The organism is Janthinobacterium leeuwenhoeki (assembly GCF_051380795.1).
In the GTDB taxonomy this organism is placed as follows: domain Bacteria; phylum Pseudomonadota; class Gammaproteobacteria; order Burkholderiales; family Burkholderiaceae_D; genus Janthinobacterium.
Genome location: NZ_JBNYXT010000013.1, coordinates 92,585 through 105,338, shown reverse-complemented (window position 1 = coordinate 105,338; position 12,754 = coordinate 92,585). Strand labels below are relative to the sequence as shown.

Here is a 12,754-nt window from a genome sequence, read left to right as displayed (position 1 = left end):
AAAAAAGACGGCCAAGTGTGAACCTGGCCGTCTTTTTGCGTGCAGCGCTTTGCTTGCGCCTTATTTTTTCAGCGTCTTTTCCAGCGCCAGCTGGTAATCCGTCTTTTCGTAGCCGGCCAGGTATTTGTTCGTCGCGTCGAGGAAGGCGCGCGAGCGGTAGGCCGCTTCCAGGTCTTTCACCCATGGCTTGGCCTTGTCGGCCGTACGGATGGCCACCAGGTTGATGTAGCTGTCCGAGATCTTTTCCACGGCGAGGGCCGACGTCAGCTTCATGCCGGCGGCCAGGGCGAAGTTGCCATTAACGAAGGCGTAGTCGGCGTCCGCCAGCGAACGTGGCAGTTGCGCCGCTTCCAGCGGCACCAGTTTCAGCTTCTTCGGGTTTTCCAGCACGTCGCGCTCGGAAGCGCGCAGCGGGTCGACGTTCGGTTTCAGTTTGATCCAGCCCATCTTGGCCAGCATCACCAGCGCGCGCGCCTGGTTGGTCGGATCGTTCGGCATGGTGATGGTGGCGCCGTTCTTCACTTCGGCCAGCGACTTCTGCTTGCCGCCATACAGGCCGATCGGCATGGTTGGCACGGTGATGAGGGAGCTCAGTGGCAGCTTGTTATCGGTGGCGAACTTGGTCAGGTAGACGATGTGCTGGAACACGTTGGCGTCCAGCGAGCCTTCGGCCAGCGCATAGTTCGGCTGCACGTAGTCGTTGAATTCGACGATCCTGACCTTGTAGCCCTGTTTTTCCAGGATGGGCTTGATGCCCAGCTTCAGCTGGTCCGAGTATGGGCCGGAGCTGGTGCCGATGACGAGTTCTTTCGGGTCCTTGGCGTGGGCGGCGGTGGCGAAGGCCAGGCTGGCAGCGGCCAGGAGCAGGTTGCGGCGAAGGTGGTTCATGTAAGTCCTTGTTTCTGAATATGAATTAACGTTTGTCGAGGCGCTTGGCGATGCGCGTGCCGGCGAACTGGATGATTTGCACCAGCACGATCAGGATGGCCACGGTGGCGACCATGATGTCCGTCTCGAAGCGGTAGTAGCCGTAGCGGATGGCCAGGTCGCCAATGCCGCCGCCGCCCACCACGCCGGCCACGGCCGAATACGACAGGAAGCTGATCGACAGCACGGTCAGGGCCAGCACCAGGCCGGAGCGCGCTTCGACCAGCAGCACGCGGAAGATGATCTGCATTTCCGACGCGCCCATGGCGTGCGCCGCCTCGATCACGCCGCGCGGCACTTCGCGCAGGTTCTGTTCCACCAGGCGCGCCAGGTAGGGAATGGCGGCAAACGACAGCGGCACGGCGGCTGCCAGCGGGCCGATCGAGGTGCCGGCGATGATGCGCGTCAACGGCGTCAGGGCGACCAGCAAAATGATGAACGGGAAGCTGCGCACGGTATTCACCAGCCAGCCGAGGATCGTTGAGAGGGGGCGGTTTTCCAGCGACTGGCCTTCCGAGACGAGGAACAGCAAAATACCCAGTGGGCCGCCGATCAGGATGGCGGCCGTGAGACCGATACCCAGCATCGTCATGGTCTGGCCCAGCGCCACCCAGATTTCCGGCAGCAGCTTGATGACGTTATTGATCGATTCTTCAAACATGTGTTGCATCCTTCCATGCGGTGGCTTCAAACGCCTCGGTGCCGTAATACGCCAGCTCGCGTCCCAGCGCCGTCTTGCGCGGAGTGGCCGTGTCGCTCAAATCGAATTGTTCGGCGATGGCGCCGTTTTCCACGACGGCCACGCGGTTGCAGATGGCGCCCAGCACCGATAGCTCATGGCTGACGATGACGATGGTCACCCCCAGACGCGCATTGATATCGCGCAGGGTGTCGAGCAGGGCGCGCGTGGTTTCCGCGTCCAGCGCGGACGTCGGCTCGTCGCACAGCAGCACGTCCGGGTGGCTGGCCAGGGCGCGGGCAATCGCCACGCGCTGTTTCTGCCCGCCGGACAATTGCGCCGGATAGCTGTGCAGCTTGTCGGACAGGCCCACCAGCGCCAGGCATTCCTCGACGCGCGCGGCGATTTGCTCGCCCTTGGTCGTGCCATGGATTTTCAAGGGGAAGGCGACGTTGTCGAAGACGCTGGCGTTTTGCAGCAAATTGAATTGCTGGAAAATCATGCCGATATTCTGGCGCGCGTCGCGCAATTCGCTCTTGCCCAGGCGTGTCAATTCGCGCCCGGCCACGGTAATGCTGCCGCTGTCGGGACGCTCGAGCAGGTTAATCAGGCGCAGCAAGGTGGATTTGCCGGCGCCGCTCTTGCCGATCAGGCCGAAAATATCACCGGGATAGACATCCAGCGTGACCGATTTGACCGCGTGGAATTGTTCGCCCTTGGGCAGCGCGAAGGTCTTGTTCGCGCCGTCGATGCGAATCATCGGCGTACGGTGTGTTGTGGTCATGCAGTGTTTCCTTTTTTATTGGACCGTGACAGGCTTGCTTGCCGGGGCCAAATCGCCCAGCCTGTTACGTCGGTTGCGTAGTATACCTCCGATCGTGTTATTACTCCTACGACAGAATCTTGCTTTGAATATGCAAATAATGTCTATGCGCCTTTTTGCAAGTTGAAAAAGCGGGAAAGTGGCGTTCTTGCCGAATTTAATCGCGTTGACTGGCGTGGCGGAGCCGGATCCTGGTGAAAAGTTCGACGCGCCCTGGGCAGGCATCGCGGTGTTTTTATGTGCAGTTCGGCCAACTTGCCGTTTTTTCGACACAGGCAGGGCCGTTTACTGCCCGCCCTTGCCCTCTTCGCGGGCAGATTCTGCTCCGCTGGCGGCAGGGCCTTCGGGACGCCGCAACAGGTAGACGAGGACGGCGATTTCCATGGCGCCCACCATGGCGATGACCCACCACGGTGGTTGGCCCAGGCACATGGCGACAAAGCCGATGGCCATGCCCAGGCAAGCCATGGCCTTGCCGCGCCGCGAAACGGCGCGGTGTTCGCGCCACTGGCGCAGCGGCGGGCCGAAACGGGGATGCTGCAGCAGCCAGTGTTCGAGGCGCGGCGAGGCACGGCTGAAGCAGGCCAGGGCGAGGATCAGGAAAATCGTCGTCGGCATGACGGGCAGCATGGCGCCGATGATCCCCAGCAGCACCATCAGGGCGCCGGCAGCGGTCCAGGCCCAGCGGCGCAGGCGCACACCATGCGCTTCGCGCAATGGCGCCTGGGCGTGCGTCTCCGGCATCAGGCGAAGGCTCCGATGGTCAAGCCCTGGCTGCAGGGGCGGGCGGTGGTGGGGTGCGCGTTCACTGTGCTCGTAGCGTGGCGGTTGGCCGTCATGTTTTTTCTGCTCGGGGGTTCTGCTCTATTATGGGGGAATCAAGGCGACGCTGCATGCGCGCCAGGGCCGCAATGATAACCATCCCACAAAATAATAACAAGAATCATTCTCATTTGTCGCATGCTGCGCTGCCGGATAACGCTGGATATTTTTGGCAATGCAGACAATAATCGGCAGCAGAAGGCGCTGTCGTGGACATTATCGTTGTTATTATCGATTTTATCGATGCTAACTAGGTATATTTTCCGTTTTACATCGATCTTCATGCCATGCATAATCTGTTGCCACTGAAGCCAGACAATCAGCCGCAGCGCTTCCCGCCTGCAGCTGCTTGCGGTTTTGACATCCTCCACTCCCTATCAGGAATCCACCATGAAAAAACTGCTCGCTTTTATCGCCGCCGCCGGCTTCTCGCTGTCCGCCGTTGCCGCACCTGAAGTCTATGTCATCGATGGCAGCCATACCTTCCCCCGTTTCGAGTACACCCACATGGGCTTCTCGACGCAGCAAAGCCGTTTCAATAACACCACCGGCAAGGTCACCCTGGACCGCGCCGCCAAGACGGGTGCCGTCGAAGTGCTGATCGACACCAAGTCCGTCGATACGGGTTCGACCCTGTTCAACTCGCACATCCAGGGCGATGGTTTCCTTGAAACCGACAAGTTCCCGGTCGCCACCTACAAATCGACCAAGTTCAATTTCGATGGCGACAAGCTGGCGTCCGTGGACGGCAACCTGACCCTGAAAGGCGTGACCAAGCCAGTCACCCTGACCGTCACCTCATTCAATTGCGCACCGCATCCGATGCTGAAGAAAGACGCTTGCGGCGCCAACGCCACGGCCAAGATCAAGCGCTCGGAATTCAACGCCGGCAAATATGCGCCAGCTGTCAGCGATGATGTCACCCTGACGTTCGCCATCGAGGCGATCAAACAATAAGCTGCTGCGGTAATAAACTGCTGCGGTCCAAGCTACCGGCTCTGACGCCACAGTTTCGCGGCAAGGTGAAAAGGCGGCGGACTTCGGTCCGCCGCCTTTTTTGTATCTGCTTGCCCCTGCCATCACGCCAGGTGCTTGGTGCGCGCGCCACCTTTGTTTATACCGTGATCCCGCTTTGCAGCACGCCACCGGCTTGCAGTCCATATTCGCCGTCGGCGCTGTGGATGGGGCGTGGCGCGAGGCGCCCGATTGTGCGGCCAGCCTGGCCTCAGGTCGCTGACGAAATCCGTGATGGCCACCATCGGTGCAGGCCTGGTGGCAAAGTAGGTGCCGCAACTGGCCAGGCCGAAATCGGCTGCCAGCCGTGCGGCGGAACGGGCACAACTGCAATACACTATCCTTTCGTCACTAATTGATGTCTGAATGATCATTCAGGCACTGCACGCGAGGGTAGCACACCGTGGAAACCAGCCAGCCAGACCAACCGCGCCCGCCGCTCTGGCGGCGCCTGCTGTGGCCAGTCACCCAGCTAGGCTCTGCCTTCAAGCTGACGGGCACGCATTTGCTGCACCACGTGATCGGCGCCAGTCTGATCGCCGCGCTGATGCTGGCGCTGGAAGGTTTTCACGTGCTCGAATGGCTCGATGCGGCGATGCTGCGCGCCAGCGCGGAACAGGGGCAACTGCTGGACCGGGGCAAGGACCCGGGCGCCGCCTACCGGCCCGGCATCATCGAAATCGACCAGCCGGCGTTTGAACAGGTCTTCGACGAGCGCGAACCGCTGGAGCGTTCACGCCTGGAGCAATTGATCGCCAGCGCCGCCGCGCGCGGCAGCAAGGTGCTGGCCATCGGCCTGGACCTGGCGCCGGCCGTGTATGAACAGCACAAGGCGGGCGAGCGGCCGCTGGACCGCCTGCTCGACCGGCTGGCCGCCGATGGCCGACAACTGGTGCTGATCCTGCCCGAACAATCGGACCGGAATGCGAACCTGCCGTGGATACGCGCGCGCTGCGCCGCCGGCATCCACTTTGCCAGCCCGCAGATCCGCGAACGCATGGGCGCCGTCACGCGCATCGAGCTGAAAAGCCCCGTGCTGGCGGCCGTGGCCTTCGAGCTGGCGCATGGCGCCGACGAGCAGGAGCAGAAGCAACCCATGCCGGCCGCATTGTCCCAGCAAAAGGAAGGGCTGGCGCTGGCCGGCCGCGTGTGCCAGCTGGCGCGGCGCACGGGCAGCGAAAAGGAATTGGCGCGCTGGGCGTTCGAGCCCGTCATCCACGGCGACGCGAAGGATGCGGCGGAACAGAACGCCGTTACCGCGCCGTTTCACCCGACTGCCGTGGCGCCGCAATTCCTGAACCCCACGCGCATGCGCGTCAAACTGATCGATGGCCAGGCCGGCGTGGATGCCGGGGCGCTGCGCAAGAGCGTCGTGTACATCGGCAGCACCTATGACGTGCGCGACCGTTATACGACGGCCGAAGGCGAGCAGGCCAGCCTGCACCTGCATGCGGCCGCCCACACCTCGCTGGGCATCGGCACGGCCGACGTCAACAAGTATGCGGTGTTCGTGGCCGATATCGCCATCGGCGTGTTGCTGGGCTGCCTGTTCGGCGGCTTGTGGACCCTGTATGGCCGGGCCGAACTGGCCATCGACCGGCGCATGGCGGATCACGATTTCAGCCGCCCGCACCGCCTGGGCACCCTGGCGGAATTCTATGGCATCCGCCTGATGCTGGTGCTGGTGTGGGCTTCGCCGTTTGCCATCGGCGCGCTGGCCATCTACCTGTCGCGCGGCTTGCTCGAGCAGGGCTGGTGGGTCAACCCCGGCCCCCTGATCGCCGGCATGTTCCTGCACGCGATGTCGCTGCGCGACGAAGCCCACCATCCGCACGAAGAAGTGCCTGGCCTGTCAGTGTGGGCCCAGCTGCGCCGCACGCATCCCGGCATCGTGCTGGTGCAGGCGCCGCTGGCGGTGGTGGTGTTGGTGGTGGCGCTGGTGTAGTGCGGGATGACGGGCTGCGCTTGTAGCCGATCAGCCTATCAGCTTCAACCCAGGCGGCAGCGCCTCACCCAGCATGCGTCGGGTAGCCGCTTCATCGAGCTGCGTCACTTCGCTGACCATGGCCTGCCACAGAGGCGGGGCGCCGACGGCTTTCAGGCGCGCCACGATGGTAGCCCGTAGCGCGTCGGCGATGTCGCGCGAGCGGTCGCCCGTCATGCGCGCCAGGTGGGTGGCGGCAAACGCCGCCGGTTCGGTCTTTTTCCAGTCCTGCGCCAGCAGCACGTGCAGCCATTCGGCCACGGTGGCGCTGTCGACGACTTCATGCGCGCTGCCGTGGAAGGGCTGGCGCGCGCCGACTCTGGCCAGTGCCCACAGGGTATTTGTATCCGCGGCTTCTTCCTTCTTGCTGGCCTTTTGCAGGCGTTTCAGCAGCCAGGCGCCCACTTCCACCTTGTAGGCGCCGGGGATGCGCTCCAGCGAGGCGCCCAGGCGCAGCATGTCGTCGTCGCTGCCGTTGACCAGGGTGACGGGGCGGCTGCCGCGCTGGGCCGCATCGGCTTGCAGGTTGAAGGCAAAGTCGTCCAGCAGGCGCAATTGCTGCTGCGTGCTCAAGCCGCCGGCGACCCTGCGCCACAGGGTCCACCATTCGGCGCAGACCTGGTTGTCCTTGTGATGCTGGATGCCCGTGTCGAACAGGGCCCACAGCTGCTCGATGCGCCACGGGTCGAGCGCGTCGCCATAGCCGGGGCGCAAACAGTAGCCGGCCAGGTTCAGCCAGACCCGTTCATGCTCGGCAGAGCGGCGCCGGCCACGGGCGCGCTGCAAGAGGGCGTCGAACAGCTGGCGCAGCAGCGGCGTTTCCCAGCTTTCGCGCCCGCCCAGCCCCCGTTCCAGGTGCTGGCGCAGTTGGCGCACTTCTTTGGTTTCGACCTTTTGCGCCTTGCCGCCGAAGATGCGCTCGATCTTCTCGACCGCTTCTTTCACGCGTGGCGAGATGGCTTGAGCCTCGCCATCGCCTTGCTCTTCCTGACCAGCGCGCAACTGGAATTCCAGCAGCCAGCGCTGGCCGGCATCGGCTTCGGCCACGCAATGCACTTCCAGGGTGCCCACTTCGGTCATGACGGTCGCCAGTTGCACGGTGATGTCGCGCTTGTCGCCGCTTTCCGCTTGCAGCACGCTGGCCAGCGGCGGCAGGCGCAAGTATTCTCCGGCATTCAGGTCGACGATTTCGCCCAGTTGCGGCGGCGTGCCCGCCTCAAAGAGGGACGTGGCCAGGTGGAAGCGCACGGGCCGGCCCAGGCGCAGCGCGAACAGCCGCTGCGTGAGGCGAATTTCTTCGCCGGAGGCGCTGCCACGGGGCAGGATGCACACGGCGCGGTGCTCCTTGCCGGCTTCTCCCAGCACGAGGAAATAGCTGCGCGGCGAGCCGCCGCCGATGCGCGGCGCCTGGCCGCGTCGCGCCAGCGCGTAGGCGACGGCGCCACGCGCCACGGCCACGTCGGGATTATCGTTATGCAGGATGGTGAGGGCCTGACCCCGCCACTGCGCCAGCGTCTCGGCCAGGCGGCGCGCCAGCGCATCGGCGCGGAACACACCGCCATTCAGCAGCAAGGTATCGGGCAGTGCATCCTGATGCTGCTGCAAAAAACTGGCCAGATGGCGCGTGATGGCCGCGTCCTGCGCATACGGCAGGCCGAATTCGACGATGCCGGCGCGGCTTTTCCTGGCCACCTCGCCCAGTTCCACCTTTGGGAAGAAGCCGTCGACCACCATGGCCGCCACTTCCTCGCGCGTGATGTCGATGGAACGGCTGCCACCGATCAAACGAGAGCCGGCGCCCAGCAGGGTCACGCTGGCCTTGTCGGGTGCTGCGCTGGAAAGCAGCAATTCCTTGGCGGCGCGGCAGCGCTCCATCAGCTGCGACAGCCGCGCGGCGGACAGCTTCATGCCGCCTTCGACGCCTGCCGCCATGCGCGTTTCCACCAGGTGGGCCAGCGCCAGATCCATATTGTCGCCGCCGAGTATCAAATGGTTGCCCACGCTGCTGCGCGTGAGCTGGGGTTCGCCGTCGTCATCGAAGGCCACGTCGATCAGGCTGAAATCGGTGGTGCCGCCGCCCACGTCGCACACTAAAATGCGGCGCGTATTGGCCAGGTCTGCGCGCAGGGTGGCGCGCCGGCGCTGCAGGAAATCATAAAAGGCTGCCTGCGGTTCTTCCACCAATCGTAGCGTAGGCAAGCCGGCCATGCGAGCTGCCTCCAGTGTGAGTGCGCGCGCACCCTCGTCGAAGGAAGCTGGGATGGTCAGCACCAGTTCCTGGTTTTCGAGGGGAGCATGCGGGAAGCGGTGATTCCACGCGGCGCGCACATACGCGAGGTAGCTGGCGCTGGCCGCCACGGGCGACACCTTGGCCACGTCGGCATCGGCGCCCCACGGCAGGATGGGCGCTTGGCGGTCCACGTTCGCATGCGACAGCCAGCTCTTCGCGCTGGTGATGAGCCGGCCCGGCACCTGGGCACCGAGCTGGCGCGCCAGCGCCCCCAGCACGGCATGTTCTGCATCCTGCCGCAACCAGGGCAGCTGCACGTCGCCCGCCGCCAGCTCGCCGGCGGCAGGGTGGTAGCGCAAGGAGGGCAGCAGGGGGCGTGCGCCCACTTCGCCGGGAGCGAGCAGCTGCTCGATGGGGAACAGCTGTATGCCCGCCTGCGTATCGCTGGCATTGGCCGCATCGGCATACGCGACCACCGTGTTGGTGGTGCCCAGGTCGATGCCGACCAGGAAGGCCGGCTTGCCCACAGCGCTGCGCATGCTTATGGCTGCGGCGTGCCGCGCACGTCGAATTCCACTTTCCAGCGTTCGGCGCCATCAGGGGAAACGGCCAGCAGCTCCAGGGTGCCCGCTTCCGTCACGCGCGCGTGCAGTTTGACTTGCACCACGTCGCCGGCCGACCGTCCTTCGGCAGATAAAGTAGCCTGGATTTCGCTCAGCTCCTGCAATTCATCGGGGCCCCAGAAGTCGAGCAAGTCGCCGATCTGGTCGTTGCGGCGCGTGGACGAGGCGAAGAAGCGGAAGTGCACGGGTTCGCCCACGACCAGGCCGAATTGTTGGCCTGGCAGTTCCAGTTCGCTGCCTTCTTCCATGCCGAACGGCGCCACGCACAGGGCCTGGATCGGCGGTTCCATGCCGGGGATGGCCGGCATGGCCGATTCGATGGCGACATAAAAGGCGCTGGCCGTGCCGCCGCGGATGCGCACGCCGTGGCCACGCCGCACGTAGCTGTAATACGCTGCGCCGCGCGCGACGGCCAGGTCCAGGTCGGCGCCGGCCAGCATGCGCGCCGGCTCCGCGCCTTCCATGTACAGCCAGTCGTTGACGGTGGCCATGATGCGCTGCACCAGCAAATCCGACTTGAAGACGCCGCCGTTGAACAGCACGGCCGTCGGGTGCAAGAAGCTGGCGCCGTCCGCCTGGCGGCCCGCAAAGCCTTCCAGTTCGGCCGTCGCCGCCACTTGCCGGCCCAGGAACGCGGCCAGGTGGCGCGTGATGGCCGCATCCTGCGCATATGGCAAGCCCAGTTGCGTCAGGCCGGCGCGCGTGCGCACGGCGGGGCGGCTCGACGCTTCCACTTGCGGGAAGAAGCCGTCGAGGATGAAGGTGGACACTTCCGCGCGCGTCAGTTCCGTGCGGATGGAGCCGCCAATCAGTTTCGAGCCGCGGCTCGGCACGACGATGGGCGCCGTTTCCATGCCGCTGTCGGCCAGCAGGCTTTCCTTGGCGCTGCGGCAACCATACGTGAGCGCGCGCATTTGCCAGGCGTCCAGCTGGGTGCCGTTGGCGGCCAGCTTACGCGCCACCAGGTGGGCCAGCGCCAGATCCATATTGTCGCCGCCCAGCAGGATGTGTTCACCGACTGCCACGCGGTGCGGTTCCAGCACGCCGTCGCGTTCGAGCACGGCGATCAGCGAAAAGTCGCTGGTGCCGCCGCCCACGTCGACGACTAAAATGATGTCGCCCGGCTTGACTTCCTTGCGCCAGCGTCCCTCGCTGGTCTGGATCCAGCTGTACAGGGCCGCTTGCGGCTCTTCCAGCAAGGTGAGCGAGGTGTAGCCGGCCGCCTGCGCCGCTTCCATCGTCAGCTCGCGCGCGGCCGGATCGAACGAGGCGGGGATGGTGACGGTGATTTCCTGCTCGGCGAACGGCGCTTGCGGGTGGGCGTTGTCCCAGGCCTGGCGCAAGTGCGTCAGGTAGCGCGTGGCGGCCGTGATGGGCGAGATGCGCGCCACTTCGGCCGGCGCGTCGTTCGGCAAAATCGCCGCGCGGCGGTCCACGCCCGGGTGGCACAACCAGCTTTTCGCGCTGGAGACCAAACGGATGGGCGTGGTGGCGCCGCGGCTGCGGGCCATTTCGCCGACGACGAACGGCGCTTCCGCTTCCTCGGTGACCCAGGGCAGGGCCAGGTCGCCCGCCGCCACTTCATCGGCGTGCGGCAGGTAGACGAACGATGGCAGCAGTGACAATTCTTCTACCGTGCCCGGCGCCGACAGTTGCGGCACTTTCAGCACGCCGTGGCTGGACTTTTCGCCGTCGCTGTCAAGCAGGTTGACATACGACAGGGCGCTGTGGGTGGTGCCCAGGTCGATGCCGATGGCGTAGCGCGGGGTAGGGTTGACGGTATCGTTCACAGTTCCACCTCGGCCGGGGCCAGGATGGCGGCGTCGTGCTGCTCGCTCAGTTTTGGCAGGCGCACGCTGGAGGCGCGCCAGCCGCGGTGGCTGAGGGTGCCCGTGAATGGCGCCGAGCCGACCACATTACCCGTCAGACGTACCTGGGCGCTGTCAAAACCTTCCTGCAGGACGATGCGGCTGCCCTCGGCTTCCTGGCGCACGGCCTCGATGGTGAAGTATTCACGCATGACCTTGGCGCAGCCTTCATGCACCACGCGGGCGGCCGCGCCGATGTCGGCATCGGCATGGCTGCCCAGATTTTCCTGGGTGAAGTCGATCAATCGTGCCTCGCGTTGCAGCAGGGCCAGCAATTGCAGGGCGGCGTCCGGCGTGGCTTCTTTCAAAATGACGGGGGCGGCGGCTGGCGTCGGCACAGGGGCGGGCGCCGGAGCCACGGGAGTGACGGGCGCAGCCTCGGGCAAGGACAGTTTTTCCACGCGGGCCGCATAGGCGGCGTCCGACAGGGTGCTGAAGAAGGCGCCGAAAGCCAGCGGGACGCGGCGCCAGAACGATGGGTGGGACGATGGTGTGCTCATAGGAACTCGTTTCTCTGATCTGTAGGGTGGCGTCGGCGGCGCGCCGGAGGGCAGGGCCGCTTCGCAGGGTAGTGCATGTGCCGCGCCAATATCGCGGGCTGCGTTTGCCCGCATGATACCAGCTACCGGGCTGCCGCCAAAGCCGCCGCCTCCCGTCCAGCCTGCCTGAGGCGTGGATTTTCTTTGTTCCTGCGCAAGGAAACGCTCGATTTCGTGCCGCTTCGACTAGAATCGCGCATTATCTTTTCGCATGACCTCGATGCCATGTCCACCGATTTTTCCCCCGACTTTTCCATATATCTAGCCAGCTGCCTGTATATCGACAGCGACCATCCGGACTGAACCGTTGCCGCAGGTGGTCGCGTCCCTGACCTGCCAGGCGACCGTGCAGGACGTGGCGGCGCATCTGCCCGATGTCGAGATGCTACCGTTGAGTAAATAATCCAGAGAAAGAAATCATGAAAAAAATCTATATCAGCCTGATCGGCCTGATGCTGTTGGCCGGCTGCGGCAGCAAGGGCGAGAGCGGCGGGCAATCGAGTGCCGCGCGTCTCGACGGCAAGGAAAAGGGCAGCGACTTTCTTGCCTATGAACATAATGTCGGCGTCGATACGAATGAAGCGCAAGTGCGGCCCCTGTATGAAAAAGTGGTCGCCGCCTGCAAGGCCGATACGGACAATGTCTGTCTGTTGCTCGATTCGAGCGTCGACAGCGGCCGCTACGTGCACGCGCGCATCAGCATGCGCGCCAAGCCGGCCGGCATCAAGAAGCTGGTCGCGCTGGTCGCGGCCGGAGGCGACATCACCAGCCAGGGCACCAAGGTGGAAGACCTGGGCCGTCCTGTGCTCGACAGCAAGAAACGCCTGGAAATGCTCAAGCAGTACCAAGCCCAGCTGCAAGACCTGGAAAAGCGCTCGGGCACGAACGTCGACGCCCTGATCAAGGTGACCAAGGAGCTGGCGACCGTGCAAGTGGAACTGGAGCAGGCGACGGCGGCCAATGCGTTGTTGATGCAGCGCATCGATACGGACTTGCTGAACGTGGCCATCAGCGCCGAAGGCCGGCAATCGTTCTGGCGGCCCGTCAAGCGCGCGCTGGGCAATTTCACGGAAAACCTGTCGGAAGGCGTGGCCAACGCCATCACGGCCATGGCGTACATCCTGCCGTGGCTGATCGCTTTCGTGCTGCTGTTCCCGCTGGGACGCAAGGGCTGGCGCCGCTTGAGAGGCCTGCCGCGCAAGGATTGATGCGTATGGAGTAACTTCTTCGGCGCACCGTTTTACG

Annotated in this window: 11 protein-coding genes; 4 read left to right on the top strand and 7 right to left on the bottom strand. The window is 64.4% G+C overall.

Annotated features, from left to right (window positions below):
• Window positions 1–60: 60 nt before the first annotated feature.
• The 4 genes from ACQ4WS_RS12950 to ACQ4WS_RS12935 all read right to left on the bottom strand — a co-directional run bounded on the left by ACQ4WS_RS12950 (window position 61) and on the right by ACQ4WS_RS12935 (window position 3,173).
• Entirely contained in the window at window positions 61–888 is an 828-nt protein-coding gene (locus tag ACQ4WS_RS12950) for a MetQ/NlpA family ABC transporter substrate-binding protein (RefSeq protein WP_436476812.1), read from the bottom strand.
• A 25-nt stretch (window positions 889–913) separates the two neighbouring features.
• A complete protein-coding gene (locus tag ACQ4WS_RS12945) occupies window positions 914–1,588 on the bottom strand; it encodes a methionine ABC transporter permease (protein ID WP_436476810.1) in 675 nt (224 codons plus the stop codon).
• The gene (locus ACQ4WS_RS12940; protein ID WP_436476808.1) at window positions 1,581–2,390 is read right to left on the bottom strand and encodes a methionine ABC transporter ATP-binding protein; all 810 of its coding nucleotides are present in this window, start codon (window positions 2,388–2,390) and stop codon (window positions 1,581–1,583) included. The genes ACQ4WS_RS12945 and ACQ4WS_RS12940 overlap by 8 nt, the downstream gene beginning before the upstream one ends.
• Before the next feature lie 324 nt (window positions 2,391–2,714).
• Complete coding sequence (locus tag ACQ4WS_RS12935; protein ID WP_436476806.1) at window positions 2,715–3,173, bottom strand: YbaN family protein; 459 nt, start codon at window positions 3,171–3,173, stop codon at window positions 2,715–2,717.
• Between the two features lie 468 nt (window positions 3,174–3,641).
• On the opposite strand from ACQ4WS_RS12935, the gene ACQ4WS_RS12930 reads away from it, so the two are divergent.
• Window positions 3,642–4,208: a YceI family protein gene (locus ACQ4WS_RS12930; RefSeq protein WP_436476804.1), complete on the top strand. Its 567-nt coding sequence runs from the start codon at window positions 3,642–3,644 to the stop codon at window positions 4,206–4,208.
• 460 nt (window positions 4,209–4,668) lie between these two features.
• Entirely contained in the window at window positions 4,669–6,210 is a 1,542-nt protein-coding gene (locus tag ACQ4WS_RS12925) for a CHASE2 domain-containing protein (protein ID WP_436476802.1), read from the top strand.
• 30 nt (window positions 6,211–6,240) lie between these two features.
• Here the strand turns inward: ACQ4WS_RS12925 and ACQ4WS_RS12920 are convergent, their stop codons facing one another.
• From ACQ4WS_RS12920 to ACQ4WS_RS12910, 3 genes are read right to left on the bottom strand one after another with little or no spacing between them, the layout of a single operon-like run.
• Window positions 6,241–9,018 (bottom strand): Hsp70 family protein, encoded by a 2,778-nt coding sequence (locus ACQ4WS_RS12920; protein WP_436476800.1) that lies wholly within the window; start codon window positions 9,016–9,018, stop codon window positions 6,241–6,243.
• Between the two features lie 2 nt (window positions 9,019–9,020).
• Window positions 9,021–10,892: an Hsp70 family protein gene (locus ACQ4WS_RS12915; protein ID WP_436476798.1), complete on the bottom strand. Its 1,872-nt coding sequence runs from the start codon at window positions 10,890–10,892 to the stop codon at window positions 9,021–9,023.
• The gene (locus ACQ4WS_RS12910) at window positions 10,889–11,470 is read right to left on the bottom strand and encodes a DUF2760 domain-containing protein (RefSeq protein WP_436476796.1); all 582 of its coding nucleotides are present in this window, start codon (window positions 11,468–11,470) and stop codon (window positions 10,889–10,891) included. The genes ACQ4WS_RS12915 and ACQ4WS_RS12910 overlap by 4 nt, the downstream gene beginning before the upstream one ends.
• 75 nt (window positions 11,471–11,545) lie before the next feature.
• Between ACQ4WS_RS12910 and ACQ4WS_RS12905 the strand changes: the two genes are divergently transcribed.
• Window positions 11,546–11,812 (top strand): hypothetical protein, encoded by a 267-nt coding sequence (locus ACQ4WS_RS12905; protein ID WP_436476794.1) that lies wholly within the window; start codon window positions 11,546–11,548, stop codon window positions 11,810–11,812.
• A gap of 116 nt (window positions 11,813–11,928) precedes the next feature.
• Entirely contained in the window at window positions 11,929–12,717 is a 789-nt protein-coding gene (locus ACQ4WS_RS12900; RefSeq protein WP_436476792.1) for a DUF4349 domain-containing protein, read from the top strand.
• Window positions 12,718–12,754 lie beyond the last annotated feature (37 nt).

Excerpts from the sequence above, each read along its gene's own strand:
- ACQ4WS_RS12950 (WP_436476812.1), bottom strand. The coding sequence starts at position 888 with ATGAACCACCTTCGCCGCAACCTGCTCCTGGCCGCTGCCAGCCTGGCC.
- ACQ4WS_RS12945 (WP_436476810.1), bottom strand. The coding sequence starts at position 1,588 with ATGTTTGAAGAATCGATCAATAACGTCATCAAGCTGCTGCCGGAAATC.
- ACQ4WS_RS12940 (WP_436476808.1), bottom strand. The coding sequence starts at position 2,390 with ATGACCACAACACACCGTACGCCGATGATTCGCATCGACGGCGCGAAC.
- ACQ4WS_RS12935 (WP_436476806.1), bottom strand. The coding sequence starts at position 3,173 with ATGCCGGAGACGCACGCCCAGGCGCCATTGCGCGAAGCGCATGGTGTG.
- ACQ4WS_RS12930 (WP_436476804.1), top strand. The coding sequence starts at position 3,642 with ATGAAAAAACTGCTCGCTTTTATCGCCGCCGCCGGCTTCTCGCTGTCC.
- ACQ4WS_RS12920 (WP_436476800.1), bottom strand. The coding sequence starts at position 9,018 with ATGCGCAGCGCTGTGGGCAAGCCGGCCTTCCTGGTCGGCATCGACCTG.
- ACQ4WS_RS12910 (WP_436476796.1), bottom strand. The coding sequence starts at position 11,470 with ATGAGCACACCATCGTCCCACCCATCGTTCTGGCGCCGCGTCCCGCTG.
- ACQ4WS_RS12905 (WP_436476794.1), top strand. The coding sequence starts at position 11,546 with ATGTGCCGCGCCAATATCGCGGGCTGCGTTTGCCCGCATGATACCAGC.
- ACQ4WS_RS12900 (WP_436476792.1), top strand. The coding sequence starts at position 11,929 with ATGAAAAAAATCTATATCAGCCTGATCGGCCTGATGCTGTTGGCCGGC.